General features: G+C 71.0%; 20 protein-coding genes and 2 tRNA genes. 15 read left to right on the top strand and 7 right to left on the bottom strand.

The features are described from left to right. Positions 1–8: 8 nt before the first annotated feature. Positions 9–506, top strand: a complete 498-nt coding sequence (locus MUY14_RS35235) for an FBP domain-containing protein (RefSeq protein ID WP_247015755.1) — start codon at positions 9–11, stop codon at positions 504–506. Here MUY14_RS35235 and MUY14_RS35230 read toward each other — a convergent pair. Then, positions 503–1,315 (bottom strand): class I SAM-dependent methyltransferase, encoded by an 813-nt coding sequence (locus tag MUY14_RS35230; protein ID WP_247015753.1) that lies wholly within the window; start codon positions 1,313–1,315, stop codon positions 503–505. The genes MUY14_RS35235 and MUY14_RS35230 overlap by 4 nt on opposite strands. Beyond that, a complete protein-coding gene (locus MUY14_RS35225) occupies positions 1,315–1,998 on the bottom strand; it encodes a FadR/GntR family transcriptional regulator (protein ID WP_396126609.1) in 684 nt (227 codons plus the stop codon). Before MUY14_RS35225 ends, MUY14_RS35230 begins: the two co-directional genes overlap by 1 nt. A gap of 44 nt (positions 1,999–2,042) precedes the next feature. On the opposite strand from MUY14_RS35225, the gene MUY14_RS35220 reads away from it, so the two are divergent. The 3 genes from MUY14_RS35220 to MUY14_RS35210 all read left to right on the top strand — a co-directional run bounded on the left by MUY14_RS35220 (position 2,043) and on the right by MUY14_RS35210 (position 3,864). Then, positions 2,043–2,666, top strand: coding sequence for a GNAT family N-acetyltransferase (locus MUY14_RS35220; RefSeq protein ID WP_247015749.1), 624 nt, complete (start codon positions 2,043–2,045; stop codon positions 2,664–2,666). Continuing rightward, complete coding sequence (locus tag MUY14_RS35215; RefSeq protein ID WP_247015747.1) at positions 2,663–3,019, top strand: VOC family protein; 357 nt, start codon at positions 2,663–2,665, stop codon at positions 3,017–3,019. The genes MUY14_RS35220 and MUY14_RS35215 overlap by 4 nt, the downstream gene beginning before the upstream one ends. Positions 3,020–3,090: 71 nt before the next feature. Further along, entirely contained in the window at positions 3,091–3,864 is a 774-nt protein-coding gene (locus tag MUY14_RS35210) for a sulfite exporter TauE/SafE family protein (RefSeq protein ID WP_247015745.1), read from the top strand. Here MUY14_RS35210 and hisC read toward each other — a convergent pair. After that, positions 3,845–4,909, bottom strand: coding sequence for a histidinol-phosphate transaminase (hisC, locus tag MUY14_RS35205; protein WP_247015743.1), 1,065 nt, complete (start codon positions 4,907–4,909; stop codon positions 3,845–3,847). The genes MUY14_RS35210 and hisC overlap by 20 nt on opposite strands. A 146-nt stretch (positions 4,910–5,055) precedes the next feature. Between hisC and MUY14_RS35200 the strand changes: the two genes are divergently transcribed. From MUY14_RS35200 to MUY14_RS35165, 8 genes are all read left to right on the top strand, one after another. Then, the gene (locus tag MUY14_RS35200) at positions 5,056–5,685 is read left to right on the top strand and encodes a dienelactone hydrolase family protein (RefSeq protein WP_247015741.1); all 630 of its coding nucleotides are present in this window, start codon (positions 5,056–5,058) and stop codon (positions 5,683–5,685) included. An 85-nt stretch (positions 5,686–5,770) separates the two neighbouring features. Next, entirely contained in the window at positions 5,771–7,750 is a 1,980-nt protein-coding gene (locus tag MUY14_RS35195; RefSeq protein WP_247015739.1) for an acetoacetate--CoA ligase, read from the top strand. A 37-nt stretch (positions 7,751–7,787) separates the two neighbouring features. After that, positions 7,788–9,503 carry a phosphatidylglycerol lysyltransferase domain-containing protein gene (locus MUY14_RS35190; RefSeq protein ID WP_247015737.1) on the top strand — a complete coding sequence of 572 codons (1,716 nt, stop codon included), beginning with the start codon at positions 7,788–7,790 and terminating at the stop codon, positions 9,501–9,503. Positions 9,504–9,568: 65 nt separating this feature from the next. Beyond that, positions 9,569–9,658 (top strand) — tRNA-Ser (locus tag MUY14_RS35185). A 46-nt stretch (positions 9,659–9,704) separates the two neighbouring features. Further along, positions 9,705–9,778: transfer RNA gene (locus MUY14_RS35180), tRNA-Arg, on the top strand. Positions 9,779–9,896: 118 nt separating this feature from the next. Further along, entirely contained in the window at positions 9,897–10,535 is a 639-nt protein-coding gene (locus tag MUY14_RS35175; RefSeq protein ID WP_247015735.1) for a HEAT repeat domain-containing protein, read from the top strand. Continuing rightward, positions 10,529–11,524, top strand: a complete 996-nt coding sequence (locus tag MUY14_RS35170; RefSeq protein ID WP_247015733.1) for a HEAT repeat domain-containing protein — start codon at positions 10,529–10,531, stop codon at positions 11,522–11,524. Before MUY14_RS35175 ends, MUY14_RS35170 begins: the two co-directional genes overlap by 7 nt. A gap of 93 nt (positions 11,525–11,617) precedes the next feature. Next, positions 11,618–12,283 (top strand): DUF4097 family beta strand repeat-containing protein, encoded by a 666-nt coding sequence (locus tag MUY14_RS35165; protein ID WP_247015731.1) that lies wholly within the window; start codon positions 11,618–11,620, stop codon positions 12,281–12,283. Positions 12,284–12,288: 5 nt separating this feature from the next. Here MUY14_RS35165 and MUY14_RS35160 read toward each other — a convergent pair whose 3' ends face one another. Both MUY14_RS35160 and MUY14_RS35155 read right to left on the bottom strand, forming a co-directional pair. After that, the gene (locus tag MUY14_RS35160; RefSeq protein WP_247015729.1) at positions 12,289–13,446 is read right to left on the bottom strand and encodes a hypothetical protein; all 1,158 of its coding nucleotides are present in this window, start codon (positions 13,444–13,446) and stop codon (positions 12,289–12,291) included. A 9-nt stretch (positions 13,447–13,455) separates the two neighbouring features. Continuing rightward, positions 13,456–13,656 (bottom strand): hypothetical protein, encoded by a 201-nt coding sequence (locus MUY14_RS35155; protein WP_247015727.1) that lies wholly within the window; start codon positions 13,654–13,656, stop codon positions 13,456–13,458. Positions 13,657–14,483: 827 nt separating this feature from the next. Here MUY14_RS35155 and MUY14_RS35150 point away from each other — a divergent pair. Continuing rightward, positions 14,484–16,115: a glycosyl hydrolase family 18 protein gene (locus tag MUY14_RS35150; RefSeq protein WP_247015725.1), complete on the top strand. Its 1,632-nt coding sequence runs from the start codon at positions 14,484–14,486 to the stop codon at positions 16,113–16,115. Further along, entirely contained in the window at positions 16,112–17,470 is a 1,359-nt protein-coding gene (locus MUY14_RS35145; RefSeq protein ID WP_247015723.1) for a cellulose binding domain-containing protein, read from the top strand. The genes MUY14_RS35150 and MUY14_RS35145 overlap by 4 nt, the downstream gene beginning before the upstream one ends. Positions 17,471–17,530: 60 nt before the next feature. On the opposite strand, the gene MUY14_RS35140 is transcribed toward MUY14_RS35145, so the two are convergent. After that, positions 17,531–18,832 (bottom strand): aspartate aminotransferase family protein, encoded by a 1,302-nt coding sequence (locus MUY14_RS35140; RefSeq protein WP_247015721.1) that lies wholly within the window; start codon positions 18,830–18,832, stop codon positions 17,531–17,533. 87 nt (positions 18,833–18,919) lie between these two features. Between MUY14_RS35140 and MUY14_RS35135 the strand changes: the two genes are divergently transcribed. Beyond that, complete coding sequence (locus MUY14_RS35135) at positions 18,920–19,822, top strand: LysR family transcriptional regulator (protein WP_247015719.1); 903 nt, start codon at positions 18,920–18,922, stop codon at positions 19,820–19,822. Here MUY14_RS35135 and MUY14_RS35130 read toward each other — a convergent pair whose 3' ends face one another. Then, a complete protein-coding gene (locus tag MUY14_RS35130; RefSeq protein ID WP_247015717.1) occupies positions 19,823–20,284 on the bottom strand; it encodes a hydrogenase maturation protease in 462 nt (153 codons plus the stop codon). Position 20,285 lies beyond the last annotated feature (1 nt).

Genomic DNA, 20,285 nt, shown 5'->3' with positions numbered 1-20,285 from the left:
TGCCGAGCATGGACCCACTCGGCCAGGACGAGATCCGGGCCTCGTTCGTCAACTGCACCCGCGGCGAAGCCAAGGGCGTGACGCTGCCCGCCCGGCCCGAAGACATCCCGTGGGACAAGCGGGAATTCCTCGGCTGGCGTGACCCCAAGGCACCGGGGCGCGCCTACCTCGTGCTGCCCTACGGCGGTGAGGTGGTCGGGCTCGCCCTGCGCGCGGCGCCCGCGCCGAAAACCCGCCTGCGCAGCAACATCTGCGGCTTCTGCACCACGACCCACGGGCTCGCGGACATCACGCTGTTCTCCGGCAAGCGCGCCGGGAAGGCCGGGCGCGAGGGCAACACGCTGGGCATCTACGCCTGCGGCAACCTCGCCTGCTGCCAGTACGTCCGCGGTGAGCTGAAGTCCGACGTGCCCCAGCCGTTCGAGACGCTCACGGAGGCGGACCGCACCGCGCGGCTCGAGGAGAAGCTGCACAAGTTCGTGGCGCGGGTGCTGGAGTCCCGTTAGAAGCGGTACCGCACGAGGTGCGCCATCCGCGCGAGCGGCGGGAAGTACTTGAGGGTCCGCAGCTGGAACCGCGTCAACGGCCGCAGCCGGGCCAGGACGTCCGGGGTGGACCAGTGCGCGGCGTCCAAAGAGGACACCAGCGTCAGGCCGTAGCGCTCCAGCTCGTGCGGGTCGTCGACGCCCCAGCGCAGCGTCGCCTTCGCCCGCCGGACCGGGGTGTTGAGCTTCTGCGCCTTGATGCCGAGCTTGCTGAAGACGTCGCAGACGAGCTCGCCGGACGGGAACTTCGCGACCAGCCGCCGGATCAGCTCGGTGCCGTCCTCGGGGGTCAGGTACATGGTCAGGCCCTCGGCCACGATCAGCGCGGGCCGGTCCGACGGCACCTGGTCGAGCCAGCCGAAGTCGGTCACCGACGTGCCGATGTTCGTGTGGTTCGGCGCCGGCGCGTAGAGCTTCTCGCGCAGCTCGACGACCTCGGGGTAGTCGACGTCGTACCAGTGGACGGTCTCCGGCGGGGCGAGGCGCTGGAAGCGGGTGTCCATGCCGCAGCCGAGGTGCAGCACGACGGCGTCCGGGTGCTGCGCGAGGTACTCGGCGGCCCAGCCGTCGATCGGCTTCGCGCGCAGGACGATGCTCACGGCGCTGTCGCGGGTGATGCCGAGCTGGGCGAAGTCGTAGTCGATCTGCCGGACGGCCTCGTCGGCGGCGTGGTCGCCGAGCACCGGGTCCGCTTCGCGGCTGTCGAGCGCGCGGCCGTAGAGGGTGGCCAGCATGGTGGCCTTTTCCTCGGTGAAGTGCACCTTTTCCATCAGGGCTCCTCCGCGGCGAAGTCGTGGGCGTAGGTCTTGGCGTCGAGCAGGTGCTTGAGGGTCAGCTCACGGGCCGCGGCCGGGTCGGAGCGGCGGACGGCGTCGAGGATGGCGCGGTGGTCGTCGACGGCCTTGCGGATCTGGCCGGGCAGCCGCAACGCCGCCCGCCGCTCCTCGCCGACCAGCGCGAGGACCGAGCGCAGCAGCCCGGCGACGTCGTCGTTGCCCGCGTTCTGCGCGATCACCCGGTGGAACTCGGCGTCGGTGGCGATGACGCGCAGCATGTCCCCGTCCTCGGCGGCTTTCGCCATCTCGGCGACGTTGTCCTCGAGGCGGCTCAGGGTCTTCGCGGTGGCGTGCCGAGCGAGGCGCTCGGCGAGCGTCGGCTCGACGGTCGCGCGCAGGTCGAAGAGCTTTTCGACGAGCTGGTCGTGCTCGGTGAACCAGGTCCGCAGGGGCTGTTCTCGCTGCTCGGCCACGTAGGTACCGGAGCCGGCGCGGATCTGCACGTACCCGATGGAGGCGAGCACGCGCAGCGCCTGCCGCAGCGACCCGCGGCTGATGCCGAGCTCCTCGCACAGCACGCGCTCGGCGGGCAACCGCGACCCCGGCGGCAGGTCGCCGGCGTCGATCCGCGACCGCAGCCGGTCGACGGTCGCGCTCCAGACCTGCTCGGTGTCCACGCCGCCCATCCTGTCAGCTCCGGGAATTGTCGGGGGTGCCTGTCATGCTCGGCGACGTGGAGATCTTGGGGGCGTGGGCCGCGGGCTGGGCGGTGTCCCGGGCGGTGCCGGAGCCGGTCGAGGAGCCGGACGGGCACCGGTTGGACGTCGGCTTGCCCGGCCACCGGGTGCGGTATCTGCTGCGCTCGCCGTCGACGGTGGCGGCGCGGGCCCGGACGGTGGCTTCGCCGGGTACGTGGCTGAAGACGTGCGGGTCGCGGCCTGCGGTTTTGGCGGGGCTGACAGCGGAGTGGGAGGCGGGGGAGACGGAGTACTTGATGACGTTCGAGGGAGCGGTGCCTGCCGCGGTCGCCCCACCGGGCTACGCGGTGGCGGTGACGGGTTCAGCTCCGGCGTGGGACGTGGCGGTGTCTTTCGACGGTGCTCCGGCGGCGCGCGGCCGGGTCGCGGTGGCCTCCGGCGTGGCGGTGTTCGACAAGATCGAAACGGAGCCGGACCACCGCCGCCGCGGCCTGGGCCGGGTGGTGATGCACCAGCTGAGTGCGGTGGCCGGGGCCGAGACGAGCGCGTTGCTGGCCACGGAGGCCGGCCGCGGGCTGTACGCCTCGCTCGGCTGGCGGGTCGCGGCCGAAGTGGTGCCGGCGCACGTACCCGAAGGAGCGGCATGACGGCGAAGTTCAAGGACCTCGCGCTGGACGCGAACGACCACCAGGCCCTGGCGGACTGGTGGTGCCGCGCGCTCGGCTACGTCCGCCGCGACTCCCTGACGGGCGACGAGCGCCCCACGGACTGGCCGGTCCCGATCGTCGACCCGGCCGGGGAAGGCCCGCTGATCTGGCTCAACCCGGTCCCGGAGCCGAAGACGGTGAAGAACCGCATGCACCTGGACGTCTTCGGCGACAGAGCGGAGCTGCTGGCGCTGGGCGCGACCCTGATCCGCGAGCGGGGAGGTGATGTCGACTGGGACCAGCCGGCCGACCCGGAGGGCAACGAGTTCTGCGTGTTCGCCCCGAGTGTCTGACCAGACACATCTGACCCCGTGCGCGTCGCGGCACCGGCCCACCATGCTTAGGCTCCGCACGTGAATGCTTCATGACGTGGTGGCACGCGGCGATCATCGTGGTCGCCGGGATCTGGGCGGGCACCATCAACGCCGTCGTCGGGTCGGGGACGCTCGTGACGTTCCCCGTGCTCGTCGCGCTCGGGTACCCGCCGGTGACGGCGACGACGTCGAACGCCATCGGGCTCGCGCCCGGGACGCTCAGCGGGGCCTGGGGATACCGCCACGAGCTCAAGGGCTACTGGCGGCAGACCGCGAAGTTCGCCGTCGCGTCGTTCCTCGGGGCCATCGGCGGCACGATCCTGCTGCTTTCGCTGCCGAAGGACGCCTTCGAAGCCGTCGTGCCCGTGCTGGTCGGCCTCGCCGTGATCCTCGTGATCGTGCAGCCGAAGGTCTCGAAGTGGGTCGCGAAGCGCCGCGAAGGCAACGGCGAAGAGCACAAAGCCGGGCCGCTGCTGATGTTCTTCATCTTCCTCATCGGCATCTACGGCGGGTACTTCACCGCCGCTCAGGGCGTGATGCTGATGGCCGTCATGGGGATGCTGCTGTCCGAGCCGCTGCAGAAGCTCAACGGCGTCAAGAACGTGCTCGCCGCCGTCGTCAACGTCGTCGCCGGGGTGATCTACGCGTTCGTCGCGCCGATCAGCTGGCCCGTCGTGCTGTGGCTGGCGGTCGGCTCGACCGCCGGCGGCTTCCTCGGCGCGAAGATCGGCCGGAAGCTGCCGCCGGCGGTGCTGCGCGGCGTGATCGTGGTGATCGGCGTCGCCGCCGTCATCCAGCTGGTGGTCAAGCAGTTCGCGAGCTGAATTCCTTGGCAGCGGCCAGGAACAGGTCGTTCTCGTCGCGGGTCCCGATGGTCACGCGCACGCCGTCGCCGGCGAACGGGCGCACCACCAGCTTGCGGTCCAGTGCGTGCTCCGCGAACGGCACCGCCTGGTCACCGAGCGGCAGCCAGACGAAGTTCGCCTGCGTCTCGGGCACCTGGTAGCCGGCTTCGAGCAGCGCGTCCCGGACCCGCCCGCGTTCGACGACGATCTCCTGGCAGCGCGCCAGCAGTTCGTCGGCCGCGTCCAGCGATGCCAGCGCCGCGACCTGGGCGAGCATGTTCACCGAGAAGGCCACGTACACCTGGCGAAGCGCGTCCGCGATCGGCTCCGGCGCGACCGCGTAGCCCACGCGCAGGCCCGCGAGGCCGTACGCCTTCGAGAACGTGCGCAGCACCATGACGTTCGAGCGCGTCCGCGTGTACTCGACGCCGTCCGGCACCTCCGGGTCGGTCACGAACTCCTTATACGCCTCGTCGAGCACGACCAGCACGCGCTCCGGGACGGCGTCCAGGAACCGCTCGAGCTCCGCGCGCCGGATCGCCGTGCCGGTCGGGTTGTTCGGGTTGCAGACGAAGACGATTCGCGTCTTATCGGTGATCGCGGCCAGCATCGCGTCGAGGTCGAGCTCCTGGCTCTCGGTGATCGGTACCTTCACCGAGACGGCGTTCGCGACCTGCGTGACGATCGGGTACGCCTCGAAGGAGCGCCAGGCGAAGATGACCTCTTCCCCGGGCGCGCACACGGCCTGGATCGTCTGCTGGCACAGCGACACCGAGCCGCAGCCGATCGCCACCTGCGCCACCGGGACGTCCAGCTCGCGGGCCAGCCGCTCGCGCAGCGCCTGCGAGCCGGTGTCCGGGTAGCGGTTGATCCCGGCCGCGGCCTCGGCGATCGCCTGGGCGACGCTCGGCAGCGCGCCGCCGGGCACCTCGTTGCTCGCCAGCTTGATCGCGCCTTCGATCGTCCGGCCGGGGACGTATTTCGGCAACGATTCGAGATCGGCACGCGGGGACACGGACGGCATCTTCGGCGCTCCTGGAATTCGACGGGACGACCCGGCCACCGTATCTTTTCCGCCCACCGCCCCGCGAGCCCCTTCAGACGGTCGGTGCTGTGCTCTCCTGCCACACTGGGTTCCTCCCGTTCACCTCGAAGTGATTGAGTGACGCAATGACGTCGACCAGCACCGTGGACTACCAGCGCACCGACGGCCCCACCCTGCGCCTGACCTTCTCGGAACCCGAGGGGGCGCTACGCGGTGGCTTGGTGGTGCTGCACGAAGCGGACGGCGTCACCGACGGCGTGAAGCTGCTGCTCGCGAGCCTGGCCACGGAGGGGTGGCTGACCGTCACCCCGCACCTGGAGAACGACCGTCTCACCCAGCAGGACCTGCTCGACGCGACCGACCTGACCCTCGCCTGGCTCGTCGAGCGCGGTGTCCAGGGCGACCTCCTCGGCGTGATGGGCTTCGACCTCGGCGGCACCGCGGCACTGGTCGTGGCCTCGCACCGCAAGCTGGGCGCGGCCGTCAGCGTCGGCGGGCAGCAGTCCGCCGAACTGCCCGCGCTGGTCGAGATCGCCGGGAAGCTCACCAGCCCGTGGCTCGGCATGTACGGCGACGCCGGCGACGAGGCGGGCGGCGCCGAGGTCGAGCGGCTGCGCGACGCCGCCGCGTCGGCGAAGGTCGCCACGAACGTCGTGCACTACCCGGGCGCGAACCACCGCTTCGACGCCGATCCGGGCGCGGCCGCCGAGGCCTGGCAGCGCACGCTCAACTGGTTCGACGCGCACCTGCGGTAGGTGTGGGCGGCCGACACCGTCGCAACGCGTCGAGTGTCGGTTTCGACCACAGTGACTTCCCGATCCGAGGGATTAGGCTCGGGTCGTGACGCACACCGCCGACGCTCCCGAGGTTTTGTGGCGCCCCGAGCCGGGCCACGTTGCCGACACCAAGATCGAAGCCTTCCGCCAGTGGCTGCGCGCCGAGCGCGCCGTCGAGGTGGACGACTACCGCTCGCTGCACGAGTTCTCCGTGGAGCGCGGCCCGGAGTTCTGGGCGGCGGTCGCGGACTTCCTCGGCGTGCGCTGGCACGACCAGCCGGGTGCGGTGCTCTCGGGCGGGATGCCGGACGCCGTCTGGTTCGAGGGCGGCACGCTGAACTACGCCGAGCACGCCCTGACCCCCGGGGTCGCGGGCGCCGCGAAGGGCGACGACGAGACGGCGGTGATCTTCCACCGCGAGGACGGCTTCGCGAACCAGCTGACGTACGGCGACCTGCGCGCGCAGGTCGCCGCGGCCCGTGCGGCGTTCCTCGAACTCGGCGTCGGCAAGGGCGACCGGGTCGTCGCGCTCGCGCCGAACTGCCCGCAGACGCTGGTCGCGTTCCTCGCCGCGGCGAGCATCGGCGCCATCTGGTCGTCGTGCTCGCCCGACTTCGGCGTCCGCGCGGTCGCGGACCGGTTCGTGCAGATCGAGCCGAAGCTGTTCTTCGCCGTCAACGCCTACGCGTACAACGGCCGCCAGTTCGACATCCGCACGACGGTCGACGACCTGCGGGCGAAGCTGCCGTCGCTGGCCGCGACCGTCGTCGTCGAATACGTCGGCGAAGGCCGGCTGGAGGGCACCCACGACTGGGCGGAGCTGCTCGCGAAACACGAGGGCGCGCCGCTGCTGTTCGAGCCGGTCGAGTTCGCGCACCCGCTGTGGGTGCTCTACTCCTCGGGCACCACGGGCCTGCCGAAGGGGATCGTGCACGGCCACGGCGGCATCACCCTCGAGCACCTCAAGGCCCTCGCGCTGCAGACGGACCTCGGGCCGGGCGACCGGTTCTTCTGGTTCAGCACCACCGGCTGGATGATGTGGAACTTCCTCGTCTCCGGCCTGCTGGTCGGCACGACGATCGTGCTCTACGACGGCAGCCCGGGCTACCCGGACCTGAACGCGCTCTGGCACCTGGCCGAGCAGCACCGCGTCACCTACTTCGGCACGTCGGCGCCGTACATCCAGAGCTGCCTCAAGAAGGGCATCAAGCCCGCCGAGCGCTACGACCTGACGGCGTTGCGCGCGCTGGGCTCCACCGGCGCGCCGCTGAGCGTCGAGGGCTTCCGGTGGATCGTGGACGAGGTCGGGAACAAGGTCCAGATCTGCTCGGTCTCCGGCGGCACCGACCTGTGCGCGGCGTTCGTCGCGTCCGCTCCCGACGTCCCGGTCTGGCTGGGCGAGCTGTCCTGCCCCGCGCTGGGTGCCGCGGTCAACGCGTTCGACGAGGCCGGCAACGCCGTCGTCGAGGAGGTCGGCGAGCTGGTCATCACGAAGCCGATGCCGTCGATGCCGGTGTTCTTCTGGAACGACCCGGACGGCTCGCGCCTGCGTGAGGCGTACTTCGAGATGTACCCGGGGTTGTGGCGCCACGGCGACTGGATCCGGATGACGAACCGCGGCTCGGCGGTCATCTACGGCCGCAGCGACTCGACGCTCAACCGCGGCGGCGTGCGGATGGGCACGGCGGAGTTCTACCGGGTCGTCGAGGGCTACGACGAGATCGCGGATTCCCTGGTCGTGGACACCTCGGCGGCCGGCAACGAGGACGGGCAGCTGATCTGCTTCGTCGTCCTCGCCGACGGTGTCGAACTCGAAGCGATCGAGCCGCGGCTCAAGAAGGAGCTCCGCAGCGCACTGTCACCACGCCATGTACCCGATCGGTTCGTGGTGGTTTCCGAGATACCTCGTACCTTGAACGGTAAGAAGTGTGAGGTACCGGTTAAGAAGATCCTCGCCGGTGTGGCTCCCGACCGGGCCGTCAGCCGCGACGCGCTGGCCAACCCGGCGGCGCTGACGCCGTTCGTGGAGCTCGCCGGGGGGTAGATGGGGGAAGCATGATCGGCCGCAACGGGTTGCACAGGTGGTGACGGGGACACGCGCGCAGACCACCTGGCGGGTGGCGGGGGCCACCACCGTGGGGGTGATCACCTGGGTGACCCGGCTGGCCGGACTGATGACGCTCGTGTCGGTCCTGGTCCCGGCCGGGCGCCGGAACCTGCGCGGGCGCCTGTCGGAATGGCTGGAGCTGCCGCAGGAGGCAACGGTCGCGGCGGCGACCGTGGCGTTGGTCACGGGCGTGCTGCTGGTGCTGCTGGCCGCCGGGCTGCGGCGCCGCAAGCGCCGGGCCTGGCAGCTCGCGGTCGGCGCGACGGTGCTGCTCACGGTGTCGCACCTCGGGCTGCGGCACGTCTTCGGCGCCGGGCTGGTGTCGGTCGTACTGCTGGTGGGCCTGATCGCGAGCCGGCGCTACTTCGTGGCGAAGCCGGACCCGGTGGTCGGCCGCTGGCGCGCGGTGCGCGTATTCCTGCAGCTGGTGCTGGCCGGGTTCGTGATCAACGTCATCCTGCTGTCGGTGGCTTCGCACGCGGTGCTGGAGCCGATGAGCTTCCCGGACCGGCTGGCGGAGGCCGCGCTCGCGCTCGTCGGCGCCAGCGGGCCCGCGGTGTTCCACCAGATGTGGCTGGAGGACCTGACCGCCGCCGTCGGCCTGCTGTTCGGCCTGGCCGCGGTCCTGGTCTCGGCGTACTTCCTGCTGCGCTCGGCCGAGCCGGCGCCGAGGCTGAGCGACGAGGAGGTCGCCCGCCTGCGCAAGCTGCTGGACGAGCACGGCGAACGGGACTCCCTGGGCTACTTCGCGCTGCGGCGGGACAAGTTCGCGGTGTTCTCGCGCACGGGCAAAGCGGCGGTCACCTACCGCGTGATCGCCGGGGTCGCGCTGTGTTCGGCGGACCCGCTGGGCGACCACGAGGCCTGGCCGGGCGCGATCGAGGAGTACTTGGAGGTGTGCCGCCGCAACGGCTGGGTTCCGGCGGCGATGGGCGTTTCGGAGCTGGGCGCGACGGTCTGGGCCCGCTTCGGCCTGGAGGTGCTGGAGATCGGCGACGAAGCCGTCGTCGACGTCGACGGCTTCACCCTGGAGGGCCGCACCATGCGCGGCGTCCGGCAGGCGGCGGCCCGCACGAAGCGCGCGGGCTACAAGGTGCTGGTGCGGCGAGCCGAAGACCTGCGCTTCGGCGAACTGGACGAGCTGGCCACCCTGGCCGCGAACTGGCGCGGCACGGACACCGAGCGCGGCTTCTCGATGGCCTTGGGCCGCATGGGCGACCCGACTTCGGTCCTGGTGACGGCGGAACAAGGCGGCCGGGTCCGCGGCGTCCTCCAGTTCGTCCCGTGGGGCGCGACAGGCTTGTCGCTCGACGTGATGCGCCGCGACCGCACGGCCGACAACGGCGTCAACGAGCTGATGATCTCGGAACTCCTCCTGGCCGCCGGTCGTCACGGCGTCACACAGGTCTCCCTGAACTTCGCGGCGTTCCGCGCCCTGATGGAACAGGGCCAGCGCATCGGCGCGGGCCCGGTCGCGAAGACGGCGGCGAAGGTCCTGCACTTCTTCTCGCGCTGGATCCAGATCGAAACGCTGTACCGCTTCAACGCGAAGTTCCAGCCGCGCTGGGTCCCGCGGTACCTGGTCTACCCGGGCGTCCGCGAACTGCCGCGCGTCGGCATCGCGACGTTCGAGGCGGAAGGCCTCGGCGGACGCTCTCCGCGCCTGCTCAGGCTGCTGCGTCGCGCCTGAGGGGGGTGCCTTTCCGGGGTGATCGGGGGGTGTGTAACCTATCTGAGCAGTGGTCGTTGGGCCCAGGAGGCTTCGCCTAGTCTGGTCTATGGCGCCGCACTGCTAATGCGGTTGGGGGTAACCCCCCCTCCCGGGTTCAAATCCCGGAGCCTCCGCTGGCACTCGGTTCGCCGGGTGCTAGGTTAGAGAACAACTGAACACGCGCCCGTAGCTCAGCTGGATAGAGCATCTGACTACGGATCAGAAGGTCAGGGGTTCGAATCCCTTCGGGCGCACGTCTGGTTGAGACAGCGAAAAGGCCCCCTCGCAAGAGGGGGCCTTTTTCTATTTCCGCGAACTTGCTTGACCTTCACACTGTGACAACCTCTTCACTGCGGGGAGGAGGTGGTCACCATGGACCCGAAACAGCTGAGCGCCGCGAACTCGTCGGCGCGGCTGCAGGCCGCGCTCGCCGCCGGCACGCAGGCGGACCCGGCGCTGGCCGGCGCGCTCGTCGCCCGGTGCGCCGTCGAGCCGGACTTCTTCGTGCGGGACATGCTCACCTGGGCGCTGACCCGCCTCCCGGCCGGCGTCACCGTGCCGAAGCTGCTCAGGGAGCTGCGGTCCGGTGTGCCGCAGGCCCGGAGCCAGGCGCTGCACACGCTTTCCAAGATCGGCGACCGCTCGGCGTGGCCGTCGATCACGCGGGCGTTGCTGCACGACGCCGACGAAGAGGTCGCGCGGAGTGCGTGGCGGGCCGCCGTCGTGCTCGTGCCCGCCGATGAGCGGGAGGAACTCGCGGTGGACCTGGCCGCGCAGCTCGGCCGCGGGGACCGGGCCATGCGGCTGAGCCTCAGCCGGGCGCTCGCCGAGCTCGGGGACGAGGCGGCGCTCGGGCCCGGGCTGGCCAGCCCGGACCCGGCGGTGCGGGCGCACGCCCGGGCCACACGGCGGCTGCTGCGCGACCCGGACGCCGGGTTCGACCTCGGTGTCGACGAGGCGAAGCGGATCGTCGCGCTCGGGCCGGAACGCGCCGGGGGAACGGCGTGCTGATCGGTGAGGTGGCCCGCCGGTCCGGGGTGAGTTCGCGGATGCTGCGGCACTACGACTCCCTCGGGCTGGTGCGGCCGACCGGGCGCACGGTCGGCGGTTACCGCGAATACTCCGAAGCGGACATCCGCCGGATCTTCCACGTGGAAGGCCTGCGCTCGCTGGGGTTGTCGCTGCGGCAGGTCGGCCGCGCGCTCGCGGACCCCGCCTTCACACCGTCCACTTTGGTCGGTGACCTGGTCCGGCGGACCGAAGAACGGCTGAAGCGGGACCAGGAGCTCCTCGACCGGCTCCGGGCGATCGACGCGTCGGCGCCCTTCGGCTGGGAGGGCGTCCTGCGCGTCGTCGAACTCCTGCACGGCCTGGATTCGCCCAGTCCCGCGAGCCGGCAGCAGGCCGTCCTGGCGCCGGCCGACGACGTGCCGCTGCCCGCCGAGCTGCTGGTGAAGGCCGTCCTCGCCGAACGCGACCCGAACGTAGCCGGCGCCCTGCGGTGGGCGCTGGCGCGGGCGGGCGGTGACGGCTTGGCGGGCGTGGCGGCCGGGGCCCGTTCGCCCGACGCCGACGTCCGGCGCCGCGCGGTGCTGGCGGTCGCTTCGCTGCCCGGCGACGAAGCGACCGCGGTGCTCACCGGCGCGCTCGACGACCCGGACCCGGACGTGCGCCGGTGCGCGGCCCTGGCCGCCGGGCGGCGGGGCGTGACGGCCGCCGTGCCGGTGCTCGTCGGGATGGTGGCCGAGGGCACGAACGACGTCGAGGCGTCCGAGGTGCTCGGGACGCTGTCGCTGGACCCCGCCTGCGGCGAACGGATCCTGGCCGCGCTGGCCGTCGAGCTCGCCGCCGCGCCCGCCGTCCGGATCCGCTTGGCGCAGGCCCTCGCCGAGCTGCCGGGCGCCGGCGCGCGGGACCTCCTCGGGCGGCTGGCCGGCGACGAGGACCCGACGGTCGCCCTCGTCGCCTCGGCCCTCCTCGATGCGCGGCCCGCTGACTGAGCCGCGTCAGCGCGGTGGCCACGCGGTGTCAGCGCCACCGGCGATCGTGGTTCTCACACCGAAGAGAACACGATCGCTCAGGAGACCACCGCCATGACCACGTTCCCCACCCCCGCCCCGATTTCCGCCGTCCTCACCGTCCCCGCCGGGCGCATCCGGTTCGTCGCCGCCGACCGGGCCGACACCACGGTCGAGATCCGCCCCGCGGACGCGGCCAAGAGCCGCGACGCGAAGGCCGCGGAGCAGACCACCGTCGACTACGGCGACGGCGTCCTGCGGATCGCGGCCCCGGCGAAGAACCAGTACTTCGGCCCGTCCGGCGCGATCGACGTGACGGTCGGCCTCCCCGCGGGTTCCCGCGTCGAGCTGACGGCCGCCGGCACCGAGTTCCTGGCGGTCGGCCGCCTCGGCGACGTCGTCGTCAAGACCGAGCAGGGCTCGATCGACCTCGACGAAGCCACCACGGCCCACCTCACCACCCGCGACGGCGACATCTCGCTCGGCCGCCTGACCGGCGACGCGCGGCTCCGCACGAGCAAGGGCGACATCCGCGTCATCGAAGCCACCAGCGGCACGGTGGTCCTGCGCACCGAGGCGGGCGACGTCGAGATCGGCGCCGCGGCGGGGGTGCCGGCCGCGTTGGACGCGGGCACGTCCCAGGGCCGCATCCACAACTCCCTGAAGAACGGCGATGGAGCGCCCCGGCTGGTGATCCACGCGACCACCGCGGTCGGCGACATCACCGCGCGCGGCCTTTGAACCGTTCACTGATCGCCGATGCTGTCCTCCCACGTGACGTCGACCGCGCAGTCGTTCCCGGCGTCGACGCGGGTGAGCTTGACGGCGACCATGGTGACCGCGGGGTCGAGCTGGATGCCGAACGTCGTGCTGTCGGCCGTCGAGCCCAGGTAGCCGCGGGTGACGACGGTGCCGGCGGCCACGACGGACCAGGACACGATCGCGCCGGGGCAGCCCGGGCCGCGGGTCAGCTTCTTGCCGAGCACGCGGCCGCCCAGCGCGTCGCCGGTGAACGTCGTGGTGACGTCGGCGGTGCGGCCCAGCTTGCTCCACGTCCACCCGGAGTGCTGGCCCGCGCCGCACACCGGCGTGATCGTGCAGTTTTCGGTCACCGGGGTGCCGGTCACCGGCTTCAGCGACTGCCCGGTCCACCCGGTGCCCGAGTTCAGGAGCAGGATCGCGGCGACCGCAACGCAAGCGGCCACGACGAGTCCGACGGGGACGAAGAGCCACCGGGGACGCCGGCGGGCGGGTCCGGCCCGCTCCGGCTCGGCGCGGGTGCCGGCTTCGAGCTCCTCCGTGTAGTCGCTCCGCTGGTCCGGGAACCCGGGCGCGGCTTCGAACTCGTCGATCCAGGACGCGGTCCGGAAGACGCCGTCGGCGTCGATGACGGTCGGCGTGTCGTCGCCCGGGGACCGGACCGGGCCGAACCCCTTCAGGAGCTCCGGCACCGCGTCGCCGCGCACGCGTGCCGGGGGACCGGTGAGCGGCTGGTCGTCCTCATCGGCGGAGACGGGCGGTTCGACGGCCCGCTGCTTCCGTTTCCGCTCCTCGGCGCGCTGCTGTTCCCGTTGCTGCAGGAGCCGGACCCCCGGCTCGTGGTACAGCGTCACCGTGCGCTGCACCGCGCTGGGCCGCGTTTCGTAGGCGCTGACGATGACGGTCAGCAGCTCCTTGAGCTGGTTGACCTTCGGCAGTTTCTCCCCGCGCAGCAACTGGTAGGCGCGGGTGCGGGAAACGGCGGTCCGGGGGTAGCGCTTGGCCCAGTTCTGCGCCGTCTGGTTGTGGTTGAGGGCGGCGTGGATCTGCAGTTTCCGCAGGACCCGCATGTAGTCGGCTTCGGTTCTCGCAGTGCTGAATTCCTCTTCGTCGGGGAAATCGGTCGTGGAGGTGAGTTCGTCCATCGGTCCGCCTCACTTGGCGAGGCGGGCGGCGGTCGTGCCGAGCGCGACCGCGTAACCCACGCTCGCGCCACCGGGGTTGCCCAGCATCGTCATGACGACGCTGAACACCATCAGCAGCACCAGGAACAGGGCCCCCGGCCAGATTCTCCCCGGGGGCGGCCCGCCTTTGCGTGACAGCAAGTCGAACGTGGAGGGGTGGGTGAAGTGCATCAGCTTCCTTTCGGCGTGGCCTAGGCGAGCAATGACAACCGCTTCGGCCGAAGTGCCCAACGCGTGGTTGCAGCCACTGGGAAAAGCCGGCCGAAGCGGGATTGCGGTCACTCTATGACGCCGTGCGCCCCGATGGGAGCTACTCAGCGTGCCACATTGTGCACCGGCTTGATCCACGCCGTTTCCGGCCGCGCGGGCCGCGGCGGCCGGCGTGCACGAATGTGCAGTTTCCACCGCCGGGAACGGGGTGCACAGGGCGCCGTCCACCCCCGGCGGCCGCGGGTGCACAAGGAGCCGCGGCGACGATCCCCGGATCCCCCGGCCTGCGGTTCTGCCGCCGGGAGCTGGTGCACCGTTGTGCGAGTGAGATGCACAACGCGTGCACAAACTTGCCCTGAGCTGGGGTTTTGGCTGATAGTGGTGCTTGACCCGGTAGGCGGCGAAGATCGTCCCGCGAGGACGGCCGCGCCGCGGGTCACCCCGGGACGGCGTCTGGCCTAGGCGAGCGACCGGATCCAGGCGGTGCGCGTGGCTGTTGCAGCGGCGGCGCGTACCGCCTACGGCCTGGAAGGCCCCTCTCACTCTTCGTGTCCCGCGTGCTGACGGACCGCGTTCGTGTCGCGTGCACGTCGACTATCCGTAACTGGACTGGACCACTGAACACGCCGATGACTCGACTGGTCACCCTCCGTCGAGCACGGTACGTAGTTGTTCTTCCATAATTGGTCTGGACCACGTACCGTCTTCGCAAACGGCGCAAAACACCGGCCTGGTCCCCGCCGTCGGTGTTGGTGTCCGCCGTCCAGCACCTGGCTCAAGGGAGAGCAATGTCCAGAAAGAGATGGCACCTCCTCGGTCTGTTCACCGCGGTCGGCGCGATCGCGGTCGGTCTCGTCACCGTGCCGGCGAGCGCCGCCGGTGGCGTGGGCGCGAGCTTCACCAAGGGGTCCGACTGGGGCTCCGGGTACGAAGGCAAGTACACGATCAGCAACGGCTCCGGGGCGACGCTGCCCAGCTGGACGGTCGAGTTCGACCTCCCGTCCGGTGCGAAGATCGCCTCCCTCTGGGACGGCAGCTACACCGCGTCCGGCCAGCACGTCACCGTCAAGAACGGCTGGAACGGCAACGTCGGCAACGGCTCGACCGCCAGCTTCGGCTTCAACGTCAGCTACTCCGGCACCTACTCGGCGCCCACCGGCTGCAAGCTCAACGGCGGTTCCTGCGACGCCGGCGGTGGCAACCCGACCACCACGCCGACGACCCCGACGCAGCCGACCACCAACCCCACCACCCCGACCACGCCCACGACCCCGCCGACGACGACCACGCCGCCGCAGCCGGGCGGGCTGAAGAACGTCGGCTACTTCGTGCAGTGGGGCGTCTACGGGCGCAACTACCACGTCAAGAACATCGAGACTTCGGGTTCGGCGAACAAGCTGACCCACATCAACTACGCGTTCGGCAACGTCAAGAACGGGCAGTGCACCGCCAACGACGACCCGTACGCCGACTACCAGAAGACCTACGACGCCGCGGGCAGCGTGGACGGCGTCGCCGACACCTGGGACCAGCCGGTCGCGGGCAACTTCAACCAGCTGCGCAAGCTGAAGAAGCTGCACCCGGGCCTCAAGATCATCTGGTCGTTCGGCGGCTGGACCTACTCCGGCGGCTTCGGCCAGGCCTCGCAGAACGCGGCCGCGTTCGCGCAGTCCTGCTACAACCTGCTCAAGGACCCGCGCTGGGCGGACATCTGGGACGGCATCGACATCGACTGGGAGTACCCCAACGCGTGCGGCCTCTCCTGTGACACCAGCGGTGCCGCGGCCTACAAGAACCTGATGGGCGCGCTGCGGACGAAGTTCGGCTCGTCGTTCCTCATCACCTCGGCGATCACCGCCGACGGCAGCAACGGCGGCAAGCTCGACGTCGCCGACTACGGCGGCGCCGCGCAGTACGTCGACTGGTACAACGTGATGACCTACGACTACTTCGGCGCGTGGGCGGCGCAGGGCCCGACGGCCCCGCACTCGCCGCTGACCAACTTCAACGGCATCCCCACGCAGGGCTTCTACTCCGACGCGGCGATCCAGAAGCTGAAGAGCAAGGGCGTCCCGTCGAGCAAGCTGCTGCTGGGCATCGGCTTCTACGGCCGTGGCTGGACCGGCGTCACGCAGGACGCCCCGGGTGGCACCGCGACCGGCGCCGCGCCGGGGACGTACGAGGCGGGCATCGAGGACTACAAGGTCCTCAAGAACACCTGCCCGTCGACCGGCACCTTCGCCGGCACCGCGTATGCGAAGTGCGGCAGCAACTGGTGGAGCTACGACACCCCCGCGACCATCGGCGGGAAGATGTCCTACGCCAAGCAGCAGGGTCTCGGCGGCGCCTTCTTCTGGGAGCTGACCGGGGACACCACGGGCGGCGAGCTCATCACCGCGATGAAGAACGGCCTGTCGTGACCCGCCGGTGGTTGCCCGCGCTCGGGCTGGCGGCCGCGGCCGCCACGATCGGCGCGATGTTCGTGATCGCCCCGGCGAACGCGGCGGGCGGGGTGTCCGCGACCTTCACCAAGGGCTCCGACTGGGGCACCGGGTACGAAGGCAAGTACACGATCGCCAACGGCTCGGGCTCGGCGTTGCCGAGCTGGACCGTCGAGTTCGACCTCCCGAGCGGCGCGAAGATCTCGTCGCTGTGGGACGGCAGCTACACCGCGTCCGGCCAGCACGTCACGGTGAAGAACTCGTGGAACGGCAACGTCGGCAACGGCGGTAGCGCGAGCTTCGGCTTCAACGTGACGTACTCGGGTTCGTACACGGCGCCGTCGAACTGCAAGCTGAACGGCGGTTCGTGCTCCGCCGGGGGCACACCCCCGACCACGACCCCGCCGACAACGCCGCCTGTGACGACGCCCCCGCCCACGACCACGCCGCCGCCGGGCACCGGTGGCAAGGGCGCGCCCTACCTGTACATGGGCTGGGGCAACCCGCCGAACCCGCAGACGGTGATGAACGCGACCGGCGTCAAGTGGTTCACCATGGCGTTCATCAACGCCTCCGGTGGCTGCAACCCGGCGTGGGACAGCAGCCGTCCGCTTTCGGGCAGCGCGGACGCGAACGCGATCGCGCAGATCAAGGCGGCGGGCGGCCAGGTCGTCCCGTCGTTCGGCGGCTGGAGCGGCAACAAGCTGGGCCCGAACTGCTCGACGCCGGCCGCGCTGGCGGGTGCGTACCAGCAGGTGATCAACGCGTACGGGCTGAAGGCGATCGACATCGACATCGAGAACTCCGACGAGTTCGAGAACGAGGCCGTGCAGGACCGGATCCTGGGCGCGCTGAAGATCGTCAAGCAGAACAACCCGGGCGTGCAGACCATCCTGACGTTCGGCACGTCGACGACCGGCCCCAACTTCTACGGGAACCGGCTCATCGACCAGTCGAAGGCCCTCGGCGCGAACGTGGACGTCTACACGATCATGCCGTTCGACTTCGGTGGCGGCTCGAACATGTACCAGAGCACGGTGAACGCGGCGAACGGCTTGCGCGACAAGCTGAAGTCGACGTTCGGGTGGAGCGACGCCACGGCGTACGGCCACCTCGGCATCTCGGGCATGAACGGCCTGTCGGACCAGCAGGAGCTCACCGATCTTTCGACCTGGACCCAGATCACGAACTGGGCCAAGACGAACAAGATCGGGCGCCTGGCGTTCTGGTCGGTCAACCGCGACCGCGGCTGCCCGGGCGGCGGCGTCCAGGCGGCGTGCAGCGGCATCGCCCAGAAAGACTGGGACTTCACGAAGGTGACGGCGGGCTTCTGACGCCGTCGTGAACGAGGCCTCCTTGCCGGCTCCCCGGGCCGGCAAGGAGGCCTTCGCCGTTCAGAGCGTCTTGACGGCGTCCCCGATCGCCTGGTCGAGGATCGACACCCCCAGGGAAATCTCCTCTTCGGACGCCGTCAGCGGCGGGGCGATCCGGAACACCCCGCCCATCCCCGGCAGCTGCACGATGTTCATGTGCAGCCCGAGTTCGAGGCACCGGCTCGTGACGCGGGCGCCCAGCTCGTCCGAACTCCGCTTGGTTTCCCGGTCCACCACCAGTTCCAGCCCGGCCAGCAGGCCGCGGCCGCGGATGTCGCCGATCACCTCGTGGCGGGAAGCGAGCTCCTCGAGTCCCCGGCGCAGCACACCGCCCAGCTCGAGCGCCCGTGCGTCGAGGCGGTCGCGGGCCAGCACGTCCAAGACCGTGTTGCCGACCGCCGCCGGGAGCGGGTCCGAGACGTGCGTGGTGAAGAAGAGGAAGCCGCGGTCGTGCGCCTCCCGCTCGATCTCCGCGCTCGTCAGCACCGCGGCCAGCGGCAGGCCCGCGCCGAGGGTCTTGGACAGCGTCAGGATGTCGGGGACGACGCCGTCGCGCTCGAACGCGTACCAGTCGCCGGTGCGGCAGAGGCCCGTCTGGGCTTCGTCGAGGATCAGCAGCATGCCGCGTTCACGGCACTTCCCGGCCAGCGCGGCGAAGTAGCCGGGCGGCGGCTCGATGATGCCGCCGGAGCTCAGGATCGGCTCGGCCAGGAACGCGGCCAGGCTGCCGACCGACTGCGCGTCGATCAGCTCGAAGCCGAAGTCCAGCTGCCGCCGCCAGTCCAGGTTGCCGTCGGCGTCGGTGAAGTCCGGGCGGTAGGAGTCGGGCGCGGGGATGGCGAAGTTGCCGGGGGCGGCGGGGCCGTACCCGCGACGGCCGGCGCTGTACGTCGCGCTCGCCGCGGCCTGGGTCATGCCGTGCCACGAACGCGCGAACGACACGATCTCGTGCTTGCCGGTGACGAGCTTGGCCATCCGGACGGCGGCCTCGTTCGACTCGGCGCCGGTGGTCAGCAGCAACGCCTTCTCCAGCGGCGCCGGCAACGTCTCGGCGAGGCGCCGCGCGAGGTCGACGACCGGGCGGCTCAGCATGCCGCTGAACAGGTGGTCCAGCTTCGCGACCTGCCGCCGGACGGTCTCGACGATCTCCGGGTGCGAGTGCCCGAGGATCGCGCTCATCTGGCCGGACGTGAAGTCGAGGAGGCGGCGGCCGTCTTCGGTGAAGACGAAGCTGCCCTCGGCGTGGTCGATGATTTCACGGGTGAACGTGCCGCCGTACCGCACGAGGTGCCGGTCGGCGTCGTCCCAGAAGGGTGCGGCCATGGCTTCGACGGTAGGTCCGCGCCGAGCGTCACGTCCATCTCACGATTCCGGCTTGGGTGTTCGGTTTTCCCGGACAACAATGGCGGCATGCTGAACCCTTGGCGCCTGAAGCTGCTGAGCAGGCTCGACACCCTGGGCACGGTCCGCGCGGTGGCGCAGGACGCCAACCTGAGCGCGTCGAGCGTGTCGCAGCAGCTCGCCGTGCTCGAAGCGGAAACCCGCACCCAGCTGCTGGAACGCACCGGACGCCGGGTCCGGCTCACGCCCGCCGGGCTGGTGCTGGCCCGCCGCGCGCGGGCGATCCTCGACCACATGGACACGGTCGAAGCGGAGCTGCGCAGCCTCGGCGGCGAACCCGCGGGCCTGGTCCGGCTCGGCGCGTTCCAGAGCGCGATCCACACCCTCGCCGTGCCGGCGGTGACCCGGCTGGCGCACCCGCACCTCGAGGTCCAGCTGCTGGAGCTGGAGCCGCACGAGAGCATCCCGGCCCTGCGCGGCGGCGACGCCGACGTCATCATCACCACGACCGACTTCGTCGAGCAGCCGCTGGGCCCGGACCTCGACATCGTCCCGCTGGCGACGGACCCGATCGTGCTGGTCACGCCGCCGGAAGCGCCCCGCGGCCCGGCGGTGCTGTCGGCCTACGCGGACGCGGCGTGGGCGCTGGACGTGCCGCAGTCGTACATGGCGAACCTGACCCTGCGCCTGTGCCGCGAATCGGGTTTCGAGCCGCGGGTGGTGTGCCGCTTCAGCAACTACCTGATGACCCTGCAGCACGTCGAGGCCGGGCTGTCGATCGCGCTCCTGCCGGGCCTGGCGGTGGACCGCCGCTACCGGGTGGCGACCCGCGAGCTGTCGACCCCGGTCACCCGCACGATCGCGGCGGTGGTCCGGCGCGGAACACCGTTGCGCGCGGGGGTGAACGTCGTCCTCGACGCGCTCCGGCAGCCGCCGGACCTGCCGGACCTGGCGGAATGGGCCGGGAAGTGATCAGACCTCGGTCCGCACCGGCAGCTCCGGGCTCGCGCCCCACGCCAGCTCGGTCACCGCGCGCACCGCGGCCGGGACCGCGGCTTCGACCGCCGGGGACAGGCCGAGGCCGCCGTCGACGCACGCCGGTTCGCAGCCCAGCACCAGGACGCGGCCCGCGTCGCCGCCCAGGAGCCGGAGCAGCTGGACGATCGCGTCGCCGCGGAGGGCGTGGGTGTCGATGTTCTCGGTGAGGGACAGCGTGCCCGGTGGGCGGCCGTGCGGGGTGGCGTCCAGGAGGATCGTCGTGTCGTAGCCACCGGTCAGGTCGTAGGCCAGGTGGACGGTCGCGATGTCGTAGTCCGCGATCTGCACCCACGGTGGCAGGCCCGCCCGGTCGAGTTCCTTCAGCACTTCGGCGCCGAAGCCGTCATCACTCAGGAAGATGGTGCCGATGCTCGCGACCAGGACTCGTGGCCTCATC

It is taken from the genome of Amycolatopsis sp. FBCC-B4732 (genome assembly GCF_023008405.1).
GTDB lineage: Bacteria > Actinomycetota > Actinomycetes > Mycobacteriales > Pseudonocardiaceae > Amycolatopsis > Amycolatopsis pretoriensis_A.
The sequence above is the reverse complement of the archived record's forward strand: the minus strand, read 5'-3'. Positions and strand labels throughout refer to the sequence as shown.